Below are 18,019 nucleotides of genomic sequence, written 5' to 3'. Positions count from 1 at the left end.
ACCCATACTGCCGTCGCAGGTCGGACTCCATGGGCTTACCGTGGAAATGTGAAGGTCAATCCCCGCCACCACCGGGAGCCGGCGGTCTACACGGTCACCGACGCTCCCCGTCCCATGTCGGAGGACATCGGGTACCGGCAGCGCCGGTATCTGATCTCCATGGGCGTGCGCACCGCCTGCTTCGTCGGCGCCGTCGTCGCCGCGGTCGCGGGCGCGCCGTGGTGGCTGGCGGTGCTGATGGTCGTCGGCGCCCTGCTGCTCCCCTACGTCGCGGTCGTCTTCGCCAACGGCGGGCGCGAGCCCACCGCGTCGGCGTCCTTCCAGGACCGGACGCGGCCGGAGCTCGGTCCGGCGGACACGAGGCGGGGACAGAAGCCGGATTCCGGACAGCGACCGGAAATCGGGTCGTGACATTCTCTTGACTAACCGCGGGGGGTTTCGGTGTACGATTTGTACCGGCGCTCTGGTCCCCCGTCGGAGCGCCCGTGCCGGTGTTCCGGGCCCCCGTCGGAACACCGATGATGCGGCGCCGGGTGGATTGCCCCCGTATCCACCCGGCGCCGCTTTTCAATGTCCGGGGTTTCTCCTGGGACTTCCCCGGTTCGTGGCAGACGCTGACATGAGTTCGCCTTTGCCCGCGAACGGCGGGCCCCGCACATCCGGCTGAGAAGGGCAAGAGCCCGCGCTGACCTGGTCCGGCCAGCGGCCGAAACCCGCATCGTCCGAACTTTTCGCCCGTAGTGGGTGTGTTCGGGCCGATCCGTTCCGCCACCGGATGCGTACTCCTGGACGGCCCCCTTGACGGACGACCTCGATGAGACGAACATCACAGCTGGTCGTGAGACAGACGGGTGATGTGTCTCATCCGGTGCGGCGCGGTGGCCGGGAGACGGAGGTCGGCGATGAGCGGACACGACGACGTACCCGAGTGGGCGCCCCGGAGTTCGACGGAGCCGGGCGGCGCCCCCCACGTGTTCCTCGGCCTCTCGGAGCCGGGCGGGCCTCCCCCCGTCCGCGCCGAACGGCCGCGCCCGGCCGGGCCCGCGCACGCCGCCGCCAGGCCGCGGCGGCGGCGCCCTCCGGGGCCGCGGCGGATCGGCGGGGTGCTGCTCGGGCCGCTGGCCGGGGCCGTCGGGCTGGTGCTGCTCACCGGTGCGGCCGTCTACGCGTTCGGGGCGCGGAGCGGCGGGTGCTCGGGGGACGACGTCGCGATCAGCGTGGCCGCCGCGCCGGACGTCGCGCCCGCGGTCGTGCGGGCGGCTGGGCGGTTCAACGACGCCCGGCACGAGGTGGGCGGGCGCTGCGTCAGCGCGCGGGTGCGCGCCACCGACCCGGCCGCCGTCGCGACGCTGCTGTCCGGCAAGGGCGTCGCCGGGGTCACCGAGCGGCCCGACGTATGGATCCCCGACTCCTCGCTGTGGCTCGGGCTCGCCGGCGGGGGGCGCACCGTGCTCGGGAGCGTCGCCACCACGCCGATCGTCGTGGCGATGCCGCGCGGCCTCGCCGCGCAGCTGCGGAACCTGGGCGCGCCGGCGCGGCCCTCCTGGACCGAGCTGCTCGCCTCGGCCGGGACCGCCGAGAACGCTCCCGGCGACTCGGTCATCCCGCCGCGGCTGCTGCGGCTCCAGGTCCCCGACCCCGACCGCAGCGCCACCGGGATGGGCACGCTCGTGCTCGCGAACGCCCTGCTGGAGCGGTCCCCGAGCGGCGACGCCGGGTTCACCGGCGTGGTGCGGACGATCCGGGAGGGCGTCGCGGTCTCGGTCAAGGCCGAGTTCGACGCGTTCCGCACCGGCGCCGCCGACCGCTACCCCGTCGCGCTCGCCCCCGAGCAGGCGGTGTACGCCTACAACTCCCGCCGTCCCGCCGCCCCGGTCGTCGCGGTGCATCCGGCGGAGGGGACGGTGTACCTCGACCATCCCGTCGCCGTGCTGTCGCCGGGCAAGGCGGCCGCGGCGCGGCTCCTGTGGCGGGAGCTGTCGGGCACCGCGGTCCGCGACGACGTCCAGCGGCTCGGGTTCCGGGCGCCGGGCGGTGCGGCGCCCGGCGCGTTCACCCCCGCCGTCGGGCTCGACGCGCGGCCGCCGGACGCGCTGCCGGCGGTGCCGGCCGCCGAGGTGCGGCGGATCATGCAGTCGTGGGCGCAGCTGTCGCTCAGCATCCGGATGCTCAGCATCATCGACGTGTCCGGGTCGATGGACGAGCGGGTCGCGCCGGGCGTGACGCGGCTCCAGTCCACCGTGCGGACCGCGCAGGGCGGGCTGTCGCTGCTGCCGGACGACAGCGAGCTCGGCCAGTGGATCTTCTCCACCGAGCTGGAGGGCACCCGGGACTGGCGCGAGCTGGTGAGCGTGGGGCCGCTGAACGAGCGGCTCGGCTCGGCGACCCGCCGCCAGCTCGTGCTGAGCGCGTTCGCGCGGATCCGCGTCAAGCCCCACGGCGACACCGGCCTGTACGACACGGTCATGGCCGCCTTCGACTACATGAAGCGCACCTACAAGCCCGAGTACGTGAACTCGGTGCTGCTGTGGACCGACGGCCGCAACGAGGACCCGGACGGCCCGTCCCTGAAGGAGACCCTCGAGCACATGCGCCGCGAGTACGACCCGGAGCGGCCCGTCCAGGTCAACATGCTCGGGTACGGGCGCGACGTGGACGTCAACGAGCTGCGGCAGATCGCGCAGGTCACGCATGGCGACGCCTACGTGGCCGACACGCCGGGGCAGATCCAGGCCATCTTCCTCAAGGCCGTCTCGCGGCGCGTCTGCGAACCGGACTGCTGACCCTCTCCCGTATTTGATTCTAGAACTGTATTCGAGTTAAGTTAGCGTTCCGTTAGTTGCACCCCGGCACAGGAGAGGGGCCACGGCGTGCGCCGCACCGTATTCAACGAGGACCACGAGGCGTTCCGGGACACGATCCGGGCCTTCATCGAGGCGGAGGTCGCCCCCGTCTACGAGGAGTGGGAGAACGCCGGCCACCCGCCGCGCGAGTTCTACAACAAGCTCGGCGAGCTCGGCGTCTTCGGCATCCAGGTGCCCGAGGAGTACGGCGGCGCCGGCGAGACCAGCTTCAAGTACCAGGCCGTGGTGTCGGAGGAGTGCGCCCGCGCCGGGGTGAGCTTCGGCGGCTACGGCGTGCACGTCAACCTCGTCCTGCCGTACCTGCTGAAGTACGCCAGCGAGGAGCAGAAGAAGCGCTGGCTGCCGCCGTTCGTGTCCGGCGAGATGATGACGGCCATCGCCATGACCGAGCCCGGCACCGGCTCCGACCTCGCCGGCATGCAGACCACGGCGAAGCGGGACGGCGACCACTACGTGCTGAACGGCGCCAAGACGTTCATCACCGGCGGCGTCCTCGCCGACCGGGTGCTCGTGGTCGCGCGGACCTCCCCGGCGACGCCGGAGAACCGGCGCGCGGGCCTGTCGATCCTGGCGGTGGACACCAAGAGCGAGGGCTACTCGGTCGGCCGCAAGCTGGAGAAGATCGGGCTGCGCAGCTCCGACACCGCCGAGCTGTCGTTCACCGACGTCCGGGTGCCCGTCGAGGACCTCCTCGGCGAGGAGGGGCGCGGCTTCGAATACCTCACCCACAACCTGGCCGAGGAGCGGCTCGGCATCGCCACCAGCTCCTACGCCTCGGCGGCCGCGGCGGTCGAGTTCGCCCGCAGGTACGTGCAGGAGCGCACGGTCTTCGGCAAGACGGTGTCGTCGTTCCAGAACACCAAGTTCGTCCTCGCCGAGTGCGCCACCGAGGTCGAGGCGGCCCGCTCGCTGGTCGACCGCTGCATCGAGGCGCTGGACGCCGGCGAGCTCACCCCCGCCGACGCCGCCGTCTGCAAGCTGTTCTGCACCGAGGTGCAGGGCCGCGTCGTCGACAAGTGCCTGCAGCTGCACGGCGGCTACGGCTACATCCTCGAGTACCCGATCGCCCGCCTGTACACCGACGCCCGCGTCGCCCGCATCTACGGCGGCACCAGCGAGGTGCTGAAGACCATCATCGCCAAGGACATCCAGGTCTGACGGAGGCATGCAGATGACAGCCACCAGGGTCGCCATCGTCACGGGCGCGGCGCGCGGCATCGGCGCCGCCACCGCCGTGCGGCTGGCGCGGGAGGGTTTCGCCGTCGCGGTCTGCGACCTGGACGAGGCCGCGTGCGCCGGGACCGTCGAGACGATCGCGAAGGAGGGCGGGACGGCCCTCGCCGTCGGCGTGGACGTCGCGGACTCCGCGGCGGTGTCCGCCGCCGTCGCCCGCGTCGCCGCCGAACTGGGCCCGCCCGTGGTGCTGGTGAACAACGCCGGCATCACCCGCGACAACCTGCTGTTCAAGATGTCCGACGACGACTGGGACTCGGTCATGTCGGTGCACCTGCGCGGCTCGTTCCTGATGAGCCGCGCCGCGCAGGAGCACATGACGAAGGCCGGATGGGGCCGGATCGTGAACCTGTCGTCGGTGTCGGCGCTCGGCAACCGCGGCCAGGTCAACTACTCGGCCGCCAAGGCGGGCCTCCAGGGGTTCACCAAGACGCTGGCGATCGAGCTGGGCAAGTTCGGCGTGACCGCCAACGCGATCGCGCCCGGGTTCATCGCCACGGAGATGACCGCGGCGACCGCCGCGCGCGTCGGCGTCGACTTCGAGGACTTCAAGGCCGCCGCCGCCAAGGAGATCCCGGTGCGGCGCGTCGGCGTCCCCGAGGACATCGCCGGGACGGTCGCGTTCCTGGTGAGCGACGACGCCTCGTTCGTGTCCGGCCAGGTGATCTACGTGGCGGGTGGTCCCCGCGGGTGAGGGGGCGGCCCGCGGCCGGGACCGGGAGGCCACCGAGGAGTCGCTGCGGGCGGCGGCGGTCGCACTGCTGCGCCGCGGCGGCGTCCTCGCCGGGCTGAACCTGCGGCAGGTCGCCGACGAGGCCCGGGTCAACCGCGGGCTGGTCTACCAGTACTTCGGGTCGCGGCGGGCGCTGCTGCGCTCGGCGCTGTTCCACCGGTCGCGGCCGAACGCCGAGGACGCGGTGGACGCCGCCGGGCTGCCGCTGCGCGAGCGCCTCGCCCGGCTGTTCTGGACGAGCCTGCGCAACCCCGAGCCGGTGCGGCTGGCGACGCTGCTGGTGCTGGACGGCGACGACCGGCCCCGCGTCCTGCTGAACCGGGGGGCGGGCCGCGCCGACCTCGCCGCCGAGGCCGGGCGGGGCGAGCTGCCCGTGGCCGACGTGGAGGCCGTGCAGGCGGCGATCGCGTCCACGATCTACGGGTACACGCTGCTGCGCGAGCACCTCGCCCGCGAGATCGGCCTGCCCGCCGAGGAGCTGGACAAGCGCATGGCCGACTGCGTGGAGGCGATGTTCGCGCGGCGGGACGGCTAGTACGTCCTGGCCCCGTCGAGCTGCCGTGCGAGAGCCCCCGGAGCGTCGACGAGCGACGGGCCGTACCAGGTGAGGTGCCGCCCGTCGACGAGCGCGACGTCCAGGCCGGGGAACGCCTCGGGCCCGTCCTCGGCGGTGAACCGGTAGGGCTCGTCGGGCAGCACGACGAGGTCGGCGCCCGCGGCGTTCAGCTCGTCCAAGGGGATCTTGGGGTAGCGGTCGGGGTGCGCGGCGTAGACGTTGGACACGCCGAGCCGCGACAGGACGTCGCCGGTGAAGGTGTCGCGGCCGACGACCATCCACGGCCGCCGCCAGATCGGGACGACGGCCGCGCGCCGCCGCCGCGGGACCACCGCCGACCAGACCCGCGACGCCTCGTCCAGCCAGCCCGGCACCGGCACCCGGCACGCCTCGGCGAGCATCCGGCGCAGCGACGCCAGCGCCTCGTCCACCGTGCGGATCTCCGTCATCCAGACCGGGACGCCCGCCGCGCGCAGCGCGGCGACGTCGGCGGGCCGGTTCTCCTCGGTGTTGCCGAGCACGACGTCGGGACGCAGCTCCGCGATCCGGCCCAGGTCGGGGTTCTTCGTGCCCCGCACGCGCGGGACGTCCAGGCCCTCGGGGCGGGTGCACCAGTCGGTGGCGCCCGCGAGCAGGCCGGGGGCGCTCACCGCGACCGTCTCCGTCAGGGACGGGACGATCGACACCACGCGGCGCACCCGGTCCGGTACCGGGACCGGGTGGCCGGTGTCGTCGCGCGGGACCGCCCGTCGACCCGTCATATGTTGCGGCGGTACTGGCCGCCGACCTCGAAGAACGCGTCGGTGATCTGCTGGAGGCTGCACACGCGCGCCGCGTCCATCAGGACGGCGAAGACGTTCTCGCCCGCGCGCGCCGCGTCCTTGAGCGCGGCGAGGGCGGCCTCGGCCTCGCCGCGGTGCGCTTCCTGGAAGGAGTGGACGCGCTCCAGCTGGGAGCGCTTCTCCTCCTCGGTCGCGCGGGCCAGCTCGATCTTCTGCGGGGTGCCGTCGCCGCCCTCGGCGGGGCGGAAGGTGTTCACCCCGATGATCGGCAGCGAGCCGTCGTGCTTGCGCTGCTCGTACAGCATCGACTCGTCCTGGATGCGGCCGCGCTGGTAGCCGGTCTCCATCGCGCCGAGGACGCCGCCGCGCTCGCTGATCCGGTCGAACTCGGCGAGCACCGCCTCCTCGACGAGGTCGGTCAGCTCGTCGATGATGAACGAGCCCTGCAGCGGGTTCTCGTTCATCGCCAGGCCCCACTCCCGGTTGATGATCATCTGGATGGCCAGGGCCCGCCGGACCGACTCCTCCGTCGGGGTGGTCACCGCCTCGTCGTAGGCGTTGGTGTGCAGGCTGTTGCAGTTGTCGTAGACGGCCATGAGGGCCTGCAGGGTGGTGCGGATGTCGTTGAAGTGCATCTCCTGCGCGTGCAGGGAGCGCCCCGACGTCTGCACGTGGTACTTCAGCTTCTGGCTGCGCTCGTTGGCGCCGTACCGCTCGCGCATGGCGACGGCCCAGATGCGGCGGGCCACGCGCCCGAGGACGTTGTACTCGGGGTCCATGCCGTTGGAGAAGAAGAACGACAGGTTGGGCGCGAAGTCGTCGATGTCCATGCCCCGCGCCAGGTAGGACTCGACGTAGGTGAACCCGTTGGCGAGGGTGAACGCGAGCTGGCTGATGGGGTTCGCCCCGGCCTCGGCGATGTGGTAGCCGGAGATCGACACCGAGTAGAAGTTGCGGACGCCGTTGGCGATGAACCACTCCTGGATGTCGCCCATCATCCGCAGCGAGAACTCGGTGGAGAAGATGCAGGTGTTCTGCCCCTGGTCCTCCTTGAGGATGTCGGCCTGCACGGTGCCGCGCACGGTCGACAGCACGCGCGCGCGGACCGCCTCGGCCTCCTCCCTGGACGGCTCGCGCCCGTGCTCCCCGCGGAAGGCGTCCAGGCCCTGGTCGATGGCGGTGTTGAGGAAGAACGCCAGGATCGTCGGCGCGGGGCCGTTGATCGTCATCGACACCGACGTGGTGGGCGCCGACAGGTCGAAGCCGTCGTAGAGCGCCTTCATGTCGTCCAGCGTCGCGATCGACACCCCGGACGTGCCGACCTTGCCGTACACGTCGGGGCGCTCGTCGGGGTCGCGGCCGTACAGGGTGACCGAGTCGAACGCGGTGGACAGCCGGGTCGCGGGCTGGCCCTCCGACAGCAGCTTGAAGCGGCGGTTGGTGCGGAACGGGTCGCCCTCGCCCGCGAACATGCGGGCCGGGTCCTCGTTGTCGCGCTTGAACGGGAACACCCCGGCGGTGAACGGGAACCTGCCGGGCAGGTTCTCCCGGCGCAGGAACCGCAGCAGCTCGCCGTGGTCGGTGTAGCGGGGCAGCGCGACGCGCGGGATGCGGCTGCCCGACAGCGACTCGCGGGTCAGCGCCGTGCGCAGCTCCCTGTCGCGGATCCGCACCACCTGCTCGTCGCCGGAGTAGGACTCCACGACGGCCGGCCAGGACTCCACCAGCTCGGCGCTGCCCGGCTCGACGTCCCGGCGGGCCTTCTCCAGCAGCGCCTCGACCTCGGCCGCGTCGGTCAGCTCGGCGCGCACCTCGTCCAGCCGCTGGACGCGCCGCACCGCCTCGACCTGCCGCTCGGTGGCGGCGTGGTAGCCGCGGACGGTCTCGGCGATGTCGGACAGGTACCGCACCCGGCCGGGCGGGATCACGGTCGCGGCGCCGGTGGACACCTTCGTGGCGACCTCCGGCAGGGCGCCGTCCGCCAGCTCCAGGCCGTGCTCGGCGAGGAGCCCGCCGAGGTGCCGGTACAGCGCGGTGACGCCGTCGTCGTTGAAGGTGGCGGCGCTGGTGCCGAAGACCGGCATGTCCTCGGGCCGCTGCCCGAACGCCTCCCGGTTGCGGACGAGCTGCCGCGACACGTCCCGCAGCGCGTCGGCCGCGCCGCGCCGCTCGAACTTGTTGATCGCCACCACGTCCGCGAAGTCGAGCATGTCGATCTTCTCCAGCTGGGACGCGGCGCCGAACTCCGGCGTCATCACGTACAGCGAGACGTCCACCAGCGGCACGATCGCGGCGTCGCCCTGCCCGATGCCGGGGGTCTCCAGGACCACCAGGTCGTAGCCGGCGGCCTTGCAGGCGGTGACGATGTCCTCGATGCCGCCGGGCAGCTCCCGCGCGCCGCGGGTCGCCAGGGAGCGGAAGTACACGCGGTCGCCGTCCAGGGAGTTCATCCTGATCCGGTCGCCGAGCAGCGCGCCGCCGCCGCGGCGCCGGGTCGGGTCGACGGCCAGCACCGCGACGCGCAGCCGGTCGCCCTGGTCGGCGCGGAACCGGCGCACCAGCTCGTCGGTCAGCGACGACTTGCCCGAGCCGCCGGTGCCGGTGATGCCGAGCACCGGCACCCGCCGGGCGGCCGCCGCCTCGGCCAGCCGCGCCCGGTCGGCGTCCGGCAGCCGCCCGCCCTGCAGGCAGGTGATGGTCCGCGCGAGGGCGCGCCGCTCCCCCGCCAGGACGTCCGCCACCGGGAGCGGCTCGGCCGCGAGGTCGGTGTCGCAGTCGCGCACCAGCTCGTTGATCATGCCGGGCAGGCCGAGGCGCTGCCCGTCCTCCGGCGAGAAGATCCGCACGCCCGCCCCGGACAGCCGCGCGATCTCCTCGTGGACGATCACCCCGCCGCCCCCGCCGAACACCTTCACGTGCTCGGCGCCGGCCTCCTTCAGGCTCCGCGACAGGTACTCGAAGTACTCGACGTGGCCGCCCTGGTAGGAGCTGACCGCCACGCCCTGCGCGTCCTCCTCCAGCACGGCGTCGACGACCTCGCGGACCGAGCGGTCGTGGCCGAGGTGCACCACCTCGGCGCCCTGGGACTGCAGGATGCGCCGCATGATGTTGATGGCCGCGTCATGGCCGTCGAACAGCGCCGCCGCGGTCACGAACCGCACCGGGTGCACCGGCGCGTGCAGCTCCCCCGTCACCGACCCCACCACCAAACCTTGGACTTCCAATATTTGGAAGTTAAAATAGTTTCCGTGCGCGATCACGTCAAGACGGCATACGGTGTTGCGGTGCCCGACACCCCCGACCCCATCGCCGAGGCCCACCGCCAGTGGAGCGCGCGCTGGCCCGAGCACGCCGACCACATGGCGGCCGTGACCTCCGTGATGCGCGCCCAGCAGCTCCTGCTGAGCCGCATCGAGGCCGTCCTCAAGCCCTACGGGCTGACGTTCGCCGCCTACGAGGCCCTGCGCCTGCTCGCCTTCGCCCGCACCGGGACCCTTCCCATGGGGAAGATGGGCACACGCCTCATGGTGCACCCGGCGTCGGTCACCAACGTGATCGGGCGCCTGGAGCGGCGCGGCCTCGTCGGCCGGGCCCCCTCCCCCGGCGACCGCCGGGTCGTCCTGGCCACCATCACCCCGGCCGGCCGCGAGCTCGCCGAGGAGGCCACCGCGGCGCTCAACGAGTCCGACTTCGGCATCGCCGACCTTCCCGCGGCCCAGGCCGCCGAGATCACCGCGGTGCTGCGGCCGGTCCGCGTCTGCGCCGGCGACCTGCCCGAGGGCGAGGGCCCGCCGCGGTGACGGCCGGCGGCCGGTGACGCCCGGCGGGGTCAGTGGTCGCGGACCCAGGCGTCGATCAGGTAGGCGGCGCGCGGGCGCGAGTCGGGCAGGTAGTGGGTGTCCTTGATGTGGTCGAGGGTCTTGTCGGGCGCCGCGAGGGCATCGAAGATCGCGCGGGCGTCGCTCTCGTAGACGCACTCGTCGGCGGTGGCGTGGATCACCAGGGACGGGACGCTCACGCGCGCCAGGTGCGGCGCGGCCGTGCACTGGGAGGTGCGCAGGCTCCACATCGACAGCCAGGTGCGCAGCGTGCACGTGGAGCCGATGCCGAACACCCCGTAGTTGGCCTTGGCGGGCTCGCCGAGGTAGCAGCGGTTGGGCTCCCGGTCGGACGGCTCGATCGAGGGGTCGATCATGCGCAGGTCCGCCCAGGTGCGGTGCACGTTGAACAGGGCGTCGCGGGCCCGGGTCCCCTTCAGGGCGTCCAGCCTGTCGAGGACCCAGTCGGTGATGCGCTCGTTGCGGGCGCGCTGGGCGGCGCGGTAGCGGGCCTGGAACTCGGGGCTGTAGGGCGGGCCGTTCGCGGGGTCGAACGGGTCGAGGGACGGGTCGGCCGACAGCGGGTCGGTCTCGTCGGTGACCGACGGGTCCATCCAGGCGGTGAGGACCTCGGGGCGGCCGGAGTGCGCGGCGAGAGCGACGAACAGGTCCCCGGCGGGCAGGTCTTCGATGGCGGCGACCGGGCGCATCCCCGCGACCGGCACGACGTTCGGCTCCACGGCCTGAGACTGGTAGGCGGCCATCAGGGAGCCGCCGCCGGAGTTGCCGAGCAGGACGACCCGCTCGGCGCCGGCCCGCTCGCGCAGCCACCGCACGCCCTCGCCGATCTCGGCCAGGGCGTGGTCGAGCAAGAAGTACGCCTCGTTGCCGCGGAAGCGGGTGTTCCAGCCGAGGAAGCCGTAGCCGCGGGCGGCGAGGTGCTCGGCGAGGTAGTGCTCGGAGAAGTCGACGTTGTAGTGCGCGGCGATGAACGCCGTCCGCGGCGGCTCGCCCGCGGGCCGGTGGTAGACGCCCTGGCACGGGTGGCCGCCCGCGCCCGCCCGGCCGGCCAGGGGCGACGGCAGCCCCACGAACTCCCTGACGATCTCGCCCATCCGGGACCCTCTCCGCGATACCGAACCGGGTTCTGATCGTAGGGGGCGGCGTCCGGCGGCGGCACCCGTTTCCGGGGTCGCCGGGAACGATCCCCTATGCTGCGGCTCACACCCGTTATGTCGCGAGGAGGCATGATGGCGGATTCGCCGACAATGACGTACGGCGGCTACCTGCGGCTCGACGATCTTCTCTCCTGCCAGGAGCCGAAGACCCGGGCGCACGACGAGCTGCTGTTCGTGATCATCCACCAGGTCTACGAGCTGTGGTTCAAGCAGATACTGCACGAGGCCGCACTGCTGCAACGCCGGCTGGAGGAGGGCAACAGCGGCGGATCGCTGCACACCGCGCGCCGCATCGCCAAGATCCTCAAGACGGTCGTCGGGCAGCTGGACGTCCTGGAGACGATGACGCCCCGGCAGTTCGCCGCCTTCCGCGACGTGCTCGGCAGCTCCAGCGGCTTCCAGAGCGAGCAGTTCCGCGAGATCGAGGCCGTCCTCGGGCGCCGCGCGTTCCCCGCGTCGGTGCTGCGCGACGACGAGCGGCTGCGCGCCGCGGTGGCCCGCCCGTCGCTGTTCGACTCGCTGCTGCGCTACCTCGACGGCCAGGGGTTCCCCGTCCCGCGCGAGGCCCTCGACCGGGACACCTCGGCCGCCTGGGAGCCGCACCCCGGCGTCCAGAAGGCCCTCCTCGCCGCCTACGCCGACGAGTCCGGCGCGGCCGCCGAGGTCTGCGAGGCGCTGGTCGACGTCGACGAGGGCGTCCAGGAGTGGCGGTACCGGCACCTGAAGATGGTCGAGCGGACGATCGGCGCCAAGCTCGGCACCGGCGGCTCGGCCGGCGCCGACTACCTGCGCCGCACGCTGTTCGCGCCCGCCTTCCCCGACCTGTGGGAGGTCCGCTCGCAGATCGAGGAGGCCCCCGTCCATGGCGGGTGACGCGGAGCGGGTCGCGATCGTCGGGGCGGGCCTGGCGGGGGCGCTGCTGGCGGTGCTGCTGGGCCGGCGCGGCCTCCCCGTCACGGTGTACGAGCGGCGCCCCGACCCGCGCGTCGCGGGCGCCGAGCGGGGCCGCTCGATCAACCTGGCGGTCTCCGCCCGCGGCCTCGCCGCGCTGGAGCAGGTCGGGCTGCGCGACCGGTCCCTCAAGCAGGCGCTGCCCATGCACGGGCGGATGGTGCACCCGCTGCCGGGCGCGCAGAACTTCCAGCCCTACAGCGCCGACCGCGAGCGCGCCATCAACTCCATCAGCCGCGCCGAGCTGAACCGGTCGCTGCTGGACGCCGCCGAGGCCACGCCGGGGGTGACCCTGCGGTTCTCCCAGCGCGTCACCGGCGTGGACGTCGACGCGGGGGCGCTGCTGTTCGAGGGCGCCGACCCTGAGCCCGCCGATGTCGTGCTGGCCGGGGACGGGGCGTACAGCGCCGTCCGCCGGTCGCTGGGGTTCGACCACGACGCCGACTTCCTGGAGCACGGCTACAAGGAGCTGACGGTCCCGCCGCGCGACGGGGAGTTCGCGCTCGACCCCGACGCCCTGCACATCTGGCCCCGCGGCACCTCGATGATGATCGCGCTGCCGAACCTGGACCGGTCGTTCACCTGCACGCTGTTCTGGCCGAAGGGCGACTTCGACGCGCTCACGTCCCCGGCCGAGATCACCGCCCACTTCGCCGAGCACTACCCGGACGTCGCCGGGCTGATGCCGGGCCTGGCCGACGACTACGCGCAGAACCCGGTCGGGTCGCTGGTGACCGTGCGGTGCTGGCCGTGGACCCGGTACGGCGACGGCGCGGTCGTCGGTCTGCTCGGCGACGCCGCCCACGCGATCGTCCCGTTCTTCGGGCAGGGCGCCAACTGCGCGTTCGAGGACTGCATCGAGATCGACCGGTGCCTCACCGAGGCGGGCGGCGACTGGCGGCGCGCGCTGTCGCTCTACCAGGAGCGGCGCAAGGCCAACACCGACGCGATCGCCGAGATGGCCCTGGACAACTTCATCGAGATGCGCGACCGGGTGTCGTCCCCGGTGTACCGGGCGAAGCAGGCCGCGACGCACGCGCTCGAGCGGCGCCTCGCCGGGCGCTACGTGTCCCGCTACGAGCTGGTGTCGTTCTCGACGATGCCGTACGCCGACATCCCGGCCCGCATCAGGCGCCAGAACCTGGCCCTCGGCGCCGCCGTCGCGGCCGGCGCCGCTGGGCTCGGGCTGGCGCTGCGCGCCGCACGGTCCGTCCGGCGGCGGCGCGGCTGACCCCGGCCGGCCGGCCGGGCCGAGTCCGTCAGCTTGCGGGGCGGCGCCGGCGGCGGCCGGCGGCCAGGTCGGCGACGGCCGCCGCCAGCGCCGCCGCCACGAACCCCAGGACGACGAGGAGACCGTGCCGGAAGGCGGTCGCCCACTCCCCGTCCGTGGTCGCCAGGGTGGCGAAGAACACCGCGCCGACGGCCGCGACGCCCATCGCGGTGCCGACCCGCTGGCCGGTCTGCAGGACGCCCGCCGCGCTGCCGCCCTCGGTGTAGTCGACCTCCGACAGCGTCAGCGTCTGGTTGGGGGCGATGACCAGGCCGCTGCCGAGCCCGGCGACCAGCAGCGGCGCCGCCGTGGCCCACGCCACGCCCGAGCCGGGGCGCAGCTCGACGGCCAGCCACGCGGCGCCGAGGCCGACCAGCACGACGACCAGCCCGGCCGCCACGAGCGGCCGGCCGTAGCGGGTCACGACCCGGCCGCCCGCCGCCGAGGCGAGCCCCGACCCGACCGCGAACGGCGTGATCGCGAGGCCCGCGCCGAGCGCGCTGTACCCGAGGCCGTTCTGCAGGTAGAGGGTGAAGATGAAGAAGACGGCGGTGAACCCGGCGAAGTACAGCAGCGCGATCGCCGAGCCGAGCGCGTAGGAGCGCAGCCGGAACAGGTGCAGGTCCACCATCGGCGTCCGCGCCCGCCGCTCCCACCAGGCGAACACGGCGATCAGCGCGGCGCCGGCGAGGACGAGCAGCCATGTCGGCCCGCCGTGCCACTGCCGCTCCTGCACGAACGGCAGCAGCACGGACACGACGCCCGCGCCGAGCAGCAGGACGCCGAGCGGGTCGAGCCCCTGCCGCTCGCCGTAGACGGGGGCGGGCAGCAGCCGCCACGCCAGGAACAGGGCCGCGACGCCGACGGGGACGTTGACGTAGAACACCCACCGCCAGCCCTCGGCGTCGCCGCCGAGGGCGATCAGCGCGCCGCCGAGCAGCGGCCCGACGGCCGTCGCGATCCCGATGACGGCGCCGAGGGCGCCGAACGCGCGGCCCCGCTCGGCGCCCTGGAACAGCTGCTGGATGAGGCCCGCGACCTGCGGGTTGAGGATGCCGCCCGCGACGCCCTGCACGAGCCGGGCGAGGACGAGCAGCAGGATCGTCGGCGCCATCCCCGCGCCCGCGCTCGCCAGCGTGAACAGCGCGAGGCCCGCCATGAACACCGCGCGGCGGCTGCGGGCGTCGCCGATCCGCCCCGCCGGGACCAGGACGAGCCCGAACGTCAGCGCGTACCCCGACAGGATCCACTGGAGCTGCGCGTCGGAGGCGTCCAGGCCCGACCGGATCGACGGCAGCGCCACGTTGACGATGCTGACGTCCAGCAGGGTCATGAACGCCGCGACCAGGCACACCGACAGCGCCCGCCACCGGCGGGCGCCGTCACCGCCCTGTCGCGGGGCCTGCGCGGGCTGTGTCGGCACTGCGGCGTCCTATCCGGAGATCACCGGGTGAAACACGGGGCGGGGGCGGCCCTCCCGCCCGGCTGTGCCACAGTGGCGGGATGACCGACTCGGCCCCGGGGACCGGCCCCGACGAACTGCTGTGCTCAGCCAAGGGCTGCCGAGCGGGCGCCGTGTGGGCGCTCCGCTGGAACAACCCGAAGATCCACACGCCGGACCGGCGGAAGATCTGGCTGGCCTGCGACGAGCACCGCGAGAGCCTGTCGGCGTTCCTGTCCCGCCGCGACTTCCTCAAGGACGTCGTGCCGGTCGCCGACCGCGACGCGCCGCCGGCCGGGGACGGGGACGGCCGGGCCGGAGGCTAGGCGTCGTCGAGGACGGGCTCCCCCGCCGGGCCGGGCACCTCCGGCTCCGGCGCGCGCTCGCGCCACGCCTCGGCCATCTCGGTGAGCCGGGCCGCGGCGTCCCGGGCGGGCGTGCCGCGCCCGACCGCGAGGCCCAGCAGGTACGCCGTCAGCGGCGCGCCGGGCCGCGCGACGCCGTGCGCGACGTCGCGGGCGAGGTCCAGGATCAGGCTCTGGTCGATGTCGCCGCGCTCCAGGCCCAGTTCGAGGCACGCCGCGTTGATCCAGTCCTCCAGCACCGACATGGCTCCCCCTTCACGCGTGGTCGGGACGTCACCTGCCCACTCTCGCACGATCAAAGCAGCCGCTCGGCGGCGGCCAGCTCCTCGGGGGTGTCGCAGTCGTACCAGGCGGGGCGCTCGCCCGCCGGCAGCGCGATCCCGGCCGGGCCGAGCGGGCCGAGGAGGCCGCGCAGGGACGCGCCCTCGTAGCCGTCCAGGGCGGTGCGCAGGTCGGCGGCGCGCCAGCAGCCCGCGAGCCACTGCTCGCGGCCGTCGCCGTCCAGCAGCAGGGCGCCGGGCCGGTCCGCCGTCGCCGCCAGCAGCCGGTCGAGGTGCCCGGGGCGCAGGAACGGCAGGTCGGCGGCCAGCAGCGCCAGCCGCGGCGCGCGGACCTCGGCGAGGCCGGCGCGCAGCGCGGGCACCGGGCCGGCGCCGGGCGGGTCCTCCCGGACGACGACGGCGCCCGGCAGGACGTCGCGCGGGGGCCCGACCACGATCAGCCGGGACGCGCCGGACGCCGCGGCGGCCGTCCACTCGATGAGCGCGCGTCCGCCGACCCGGGCGGCGGGCTTGTCGGCGCCGAACCGGCGGGCCCGGCCCCCGGCGAGGAGGACCGCGTCGAACTCCACTCAGCCGCCGATCGCCGACATGGGCCGGGCGGGCTGCAGGAACGACGGGTCGTCGATGCCGTGCCCGGCGCGCTTGGCCCAGACGGCCTTGCGCCACCGGTCGGCCAGCTCGGTGTCGGTGGCGCCGCCGCGCAGCGCGTCCCGCAGGTTGGACTCCTCGGTCGCGAACAGGCAGTTGCGGACCTGCCCGTCGGCGGTGAGCCGCACCCGGTCGCAGGCGCCGCAGAACGGCCGGGTCACCGAGCCGATCACCCCGACCGTCTCCGGGCCGCCGCCGACCAGGAACGTCTCGGCGGGGGCGCTGCCCCGGTCGTGGGCCTCGTCGGGGGCGAGGTCGAACTCGGCCGACAGCCGGTCCAGGATCTCGTCCGCGGTGACCATGTTCTCCCGGGTCCAGCCGTGCTGGGCGTCCAGCGGCATCTGCTCGATGAACCGCAGCCGGTAGCCGTGCTCCAGGCAGAACCGCAGCAGCGGCACGGCCTCGTGGTCGTTGACCCCGCGCATCAGCACCGCGTTGATCTTCACCGGTTCCAGCCCGGCGCCGCGCGCGGCGGCGAGGCCCGCCAGGACGTCGCCGAGCCGGTCGCGGTGCGCGAGCCGCCGGAACGTGGCGCGGTCGAGGGTGTCGAGGGAGACGTTCACCCGGTCCAGGCCCGCCTCGGCCAGCGGCCCCGCCAGCCGGTCGAGGCCGATGCCGTTGGTGGTGAGGGAGATCTGCGGGCGCGGGGACAGCTCCGCCGTCCGCGCGACGATGCCGGGCAGGCCGCGGCGCAGCAGCGGCTCGCCGCCGGTGTAGCGGACCTCGGTGACGCCGAGGTCCCGGACGGCGAGGCCGACCAGCCGGACCACCTCGTCGTCGGTGAGCAGTTCCGGCTTGGGCAGCCAGTCCAGCCCCTCCGGGGGCATGCAGTAGGAGCACCTCAGGTTGCAGCGGTCGGTGAGCGAGACCCGCAGGTCCGTCGCGGTACGGCCGAAGGTGTCGACCAGCACGGGCGCCCCTTCCTGCTGGCCGGCGGCCGGGGTTCGCGGCCCGCCGGAGTTTGCGGTCGGTTCCACCAGACTATTGCGGTGGTTGACGATCCGGCGCATCGCGTTGGACTGTGACGTTGCGTCGAGCATCAGGGAGGCCGGAGTGACGGCGGTACGCGAGTGGGAGTTCGCGGGGACGCGGGGCGCGGTCACCGCCCGGATCTGGGCGGGCGGCGAGCCGCGCTACATCGCGGTGCTCGTGCACGGGTACGGCGAGCACCTCGGCCGCTACGACCACGTCGCGGACGTCCTCGTCCGGCACGGCGCGGTCGTGTGCGGGCCCGACCACATGGGCCACGGCCGGTCCGCCGGCGAGCGCGTGCTGATCGAGGACTACGAGGACGTCGTCGCCGACCTGCGCACGGTCGTGGAGTCGGCGCGCGGCGACCACCCCGGCCTGCCCGCCGTCATGATCGGGCACTCGATGGGCGGGCTGATCGCGGCCCGGTACGCGCAGCTGCACGGCGCCGGACTCGCCGCGCTGGTGCTGTCGGGGCCGGTGCTCGGCCGCTGGCACGCCGTCGACGAGCTGCTCCCCCTCGCGGAGATGCCGGACGCGCCCATCGACACCGCCACGCTGTCGCGCGACCCCGCCGTGGGCGAGGCGTACGGCGCCGACCCGCTGGTGTGGCACGGCCCCTTCAAGAAGGCGACCGTCGAGGCCCTCGACGCGGCCCTGCGCCGCGTCGACGAGCACGGATCGCTCGGGAGGCTGCCGGTCCTGTACGTGCACGGCGGCGCCGACGAGCTCGTCCGGCCCGCCGACACCCGCACCGGCATCGAGGCGATCCGCGGGGACGACCTGACGGAGCGGATCTACCCGGGCGCCCGCCACGAGGTGTTCAACGAGACCAACCGCGACGAGGTCCTCGCCGACGTCACCGCCTTCATCGACCGCGCCCTCGGCCCCGCCGGGGCCTGAGGGCGCGGCCAGGCGAGTGCCTGTGCG

At 73.9% G+C, this 18,019-nt stretch carries 17 protein-coding genes; 10 read left to right on the top strand and 7 right to left on the bottom strand.

The window, feature by feature from the left end; all coding sequences use genetic code 11:
• Positions 1 to 48 precede the first annotated feature (48 nt).
• The 5 genes from CHF16_RS11470 to CHF16_RS11450 all read left to right on the top strand — a co-directional run bounded on the left by CHF16_RS11470 (position 49) and on the right by CHF16_RS11450 (position 5,365).
• Complete coding sequence (locus CHF16_RS11470; RefSeq protein WP_089325949.1) at positions 49 to 411, top strand: DUF3099 domain-containing protein; 363 nt, start codon at positions 49 to 51, stop codon at positions 409 to 411.
• 491 nt (positions 412 to 902) lie between these two features.
• Positions 903 to 2,783 carry a substrate-binding domain-containing protein gene (locus CHF16_RS11465; protein ID WP_179271483.1) on the top strand — a complete coding sequence of 627 codons (1,881 nt, stop codon included), beginning with the start codon at positions 903 to 905 and terminating at the stop codon, positions 2,781 to 2,783.
• 87 nt (positions 2,784 to 2,870) lie between these two features.
• Positions 2,871 to 4,022, top strand: a complete 1,152-nt coding sequence (locus tag CHF16_RS11460) for an acyl-CoA dehydrogenase family protein (RefSeq protein ID WP_089325947.1) — start codon at positions 2,871 to 2,873, stop codon at positions 4,020 to 4,022.
• Between the two features lie 7 nt (positions 4,023 to 4,029).
• On the top strand, positions 4,030 to 4,791 hold the full coding sequence (gene fabG, locus CHF16_RS11455) for a 3-oxoacyl-ACP reductase FabG (protein WP_089325946.1): 762 nt from the start codon (positions 4,030 to 4,032) through the stop codon (positions 4,789 to 4,791).
• Positions 4,775 to 5,365, top strand: coding sequence for a TetR/AcrR family transcriptional regulator (locus tag CHF16_RS11450; RefSeq protein ID WP_089325945.1), 591 nt, complete (start codon positions 4,775 to 4,777; stop codon positions 5,363 to 5,365). Before fabG ends, CHF16_RS11450 begins: the two co-directional genes overlap by 17 nt.
• Here the strand turns inward: CHF16_RS11450 and CHF16_RS11445 are convergent.
• A complete protein-coding gene (locus CHF16_RS11445) occupies positions 5,362 to 6,147 on the bottom strand; it encodes a helical backbone metal receptor (protein ID WP_179271482.1) in 786 nt (261 codons plus the stop codon). The two genes, CHF16_RS11450 and CHF16_RS11445, sit on opposite strands and share 4 nt — an antisense overlap.
• Positions 6,144 to 9,371 (bottom strand): fused isobutyryl-CoA mutase/GTPase IcmF, encoded by a 3,228-nt coding sequence (icmF, locus tag CHF16_RS11440; RefSeq protein WP_245868370.1) that lies wholly within the window; start codon positions 9,369 to 9,371, stop codon positions 6,144 to 6,146. Before icmF ends, CHF16_RS11445 begins: the two co-directional genes overlap by 4 nt.
• A gap of 81 nt (positions 9,372 to 9,452) precedes the next feature.
• Between icmF and CHF16_RS11435 the strand changes: the two genes are divergently transcribed.
• On the top strand, positions 9,453 to 9,968 hold the full coding sequence (locus CHF16_RS11435) for a MarR family winged helix-turn-helix transcriptional regulator (protein ID WP_245868368.1): 516 nt from the start codon (positions 9,453 to 9,455) through the stop codon (positions 9,966 to 9,968).
• Between the two features lie 29 nt (positions 9,969 to 9,997).
• On the opposite strand, the gene CHF16_RS11430 is transcribed toward CHF16_RS11435, so the two are convergent.
• The gene (locus CHF16_RS11430; RefSeq protein WP_089325942.1) at positions 9,998 to 11,101 is read right to left on the bottom strand and encodes an alpha/beta hydrolase; all 1,104 of its coding nucleotides are present in this window, start codon (positions 11,099 to 11,101) and stop codon (positions 9,998 to 10,000) included.
• A gap of 135 nt (positions 11,102 to 11,236) precedes the next feature.
• Between CHF16_RS11430 and CHF16_RS11425 the strand changes: the two genes are divergently transcribed.
• A complete protein-coding gene (locus CHF16_RS11425) occupies positions 11,237 to 12,037 on the top strand; it encodes a tryptophan 2,3-dioxygenase (RefSeq protein ID WP_089326016.1) in 801 nt (266 codons plus the stop codon).
• A complete protein-coding gene (locus CHF16_RS11420; RefSeq protein WP_089325941.1) occupies positions 12,027 to 13,346 on the top strand; it encodes an FAD-dependent oxidoreductase in 1,320 nt (439 codons plus the stop codon). The genes CHF16_RS11425 and CHF16_RS11420 overlap by 11 nt, the downstream gene beginning before the upstream one ends.
• Positions 13,347 to 13,374: 28 nt before the next feature.
• On the opposite strand, the gene CHF16_RS11415 is transcribed toward CHF16_RS11420, so the two are convergent.
• Complete coding sequence (locus tag CHF16_RS11415) at positions 13,375 to 14,808, bottom strand: DHA2 family efflux MFS transporter permease subunit (protein ID WP_245868365.1); 1,434 nt, start codon at positions 14,806 to 14,808, stop codon at positions 13,375 to 13,377.
• An 80-nt stretch (positions 14,809 to 14,888) separates the two neighbouring features.
• On the opposite strand from CHF16_RS11415, the gene CHF16_RS11410 reads away from it, so the two are divergent.
• Positions 14,889 to 15,152 (top strand): hypothetical protein, encoded by a 264-nt coding sequence (locus tag CHF16_RS11410; protein ID WP_089325940.1) that lies wholly within the window; start codon positions 14,889 to 14,891, stop codon positions 15,150 to 15,152.
• Here the strand turns inward: CHF16_RS11410 and CHF16_RS11405 are convergent.
• From CHF16_RS11405 to moaA, 3 genes are read right to left on the bottom strand one after another with little or no spacing between them, the layout of a single operon-like run.
• Entirely contained in the window at positions 15,149 to 15,436 is a 288-nt protein-coding gene (locus tag CHF16_RS11405) for a DUF6457 domain-containing protein (RefSeq protein WP_089325939.1), read from the bottom strand. The genes CHF16_RS11410 and CHF16_RS11405 overlap by 4 nt on opposite strands.
• Before the next feature lie 50 nt (positions 15,437 to 15,486).
• Positions 15,487 to 16,041, bottom strand: a complete 555-nt coding sequence (gene mobA / locus CHF16_RS11400; protein WP_089325938.1) for a molybdenum cofactor guanylyltransferase — start codon at positions 16,039 to 16,041, stop codon at positions 15,487 to 15,489.
• Complete coding sequence (gene moaA, locus CHF16_RS11395; RefSeq protein ID WP_218826632.1) at positions 16,042 to 17,031, bottom strand: GTP 3',8-cyclase MoaA; 990 nt, start codon at positions 17,029 to 17,031, stop codon at positions 16,042 to 16,044.
• Between the two features lie 142 nt (positions 17,032 to 17,173).
• Here moaA and CHF16_RS11390 point away from each other — a divergent pair, with 142 nt between their 5' ends.
• Positions 17,174 to 17,992, top strand: a complete 819-nt coding sequence (locus CHF16_RS11390) for an alpha/beta hydrolase (protein ID WP_089325936.1) — start codon at positions 17,174 to 17,176, stop codon at positions 17,990 to 17,992.
• The last annotated feature ends 27 nt before the right edge of the window (positions 17,993 to 18,019 follow it).

It is taken from the genome of Actinomadura meyerae (assembly GCF_900188445.1).
GTDB lineage: Bacteria > Actinomycetota > Actinomycetes > Streptosporangiales > Streptosporangiaceae > Spirillospora > Spirillospora meyerae.
This window is presented reverse-complemented; position numbering and strand designations above follow the sequence as displayed.

What these genes read in the sequence shown, in the direction of transcription:
- CHF16_RS11465 (WP_179271483.1), top strand. Translation starts at nt 903, where the DNA reads ATGAGCGGACACGACGACGTACCCGAGTGGGCGCCCCGGAGTTCGACG.
- fabG (WP_089325946.1), top strand. Translation starts at nt 4,030, where the DNA reads ATGCAGATGACAGCCACCAGGGTCGCCATCGTCACGGGCGCGGCGCGC.
- CHF16_RS11445 (WP_179271482.1), bottom strand. Translation starts at nt 6,147, where the DNA reads ATGACGGGTCGACGGGCGGTCCCGCGCGACGACACCGGCCACCCGGTC.
- CHF16_RS11430 (WP_089325942.1), bottom strand. Translation starts at nt 11,101, where the DNA reads ATGGGCGAGATCGTCAGGGAGTTCGTGGGGCTGCCGTCGCCCCTGGCC.
- CHF16_RS11425 (WP_089326016.1), top strand. Translation starts at nt 11,237, where the DNA reads ATGGCGGATTCGCCGACAATGACGTACGGCGGCTACCTGCGGCTCGAC.
- CHF16_RS11420 (WP_089325941.1), top strand. Translation starts at nt 12,027, where the DNA reads ATGGCGGGTGACGCGGAGCGGGTCGCGATCGTCGGGGCGGGCCTGGCG.
- CHF16_RS11410 (WP_089325940.1), top strand. Translation starts at nt 14,889, where the DNA reads ATGACCGACTCGGCCCCGGGGACCGGCCCCGACGAACTGCTGTGCTCA.
- CHF16_RS11405 (WP_089325939.1), bottom strand. Translation starts at nt 15,436, where the DNA reads ATGTCGGTGCTGGAGGACTGGATCAACGCGGCGTGCCTCGAACTGGGC.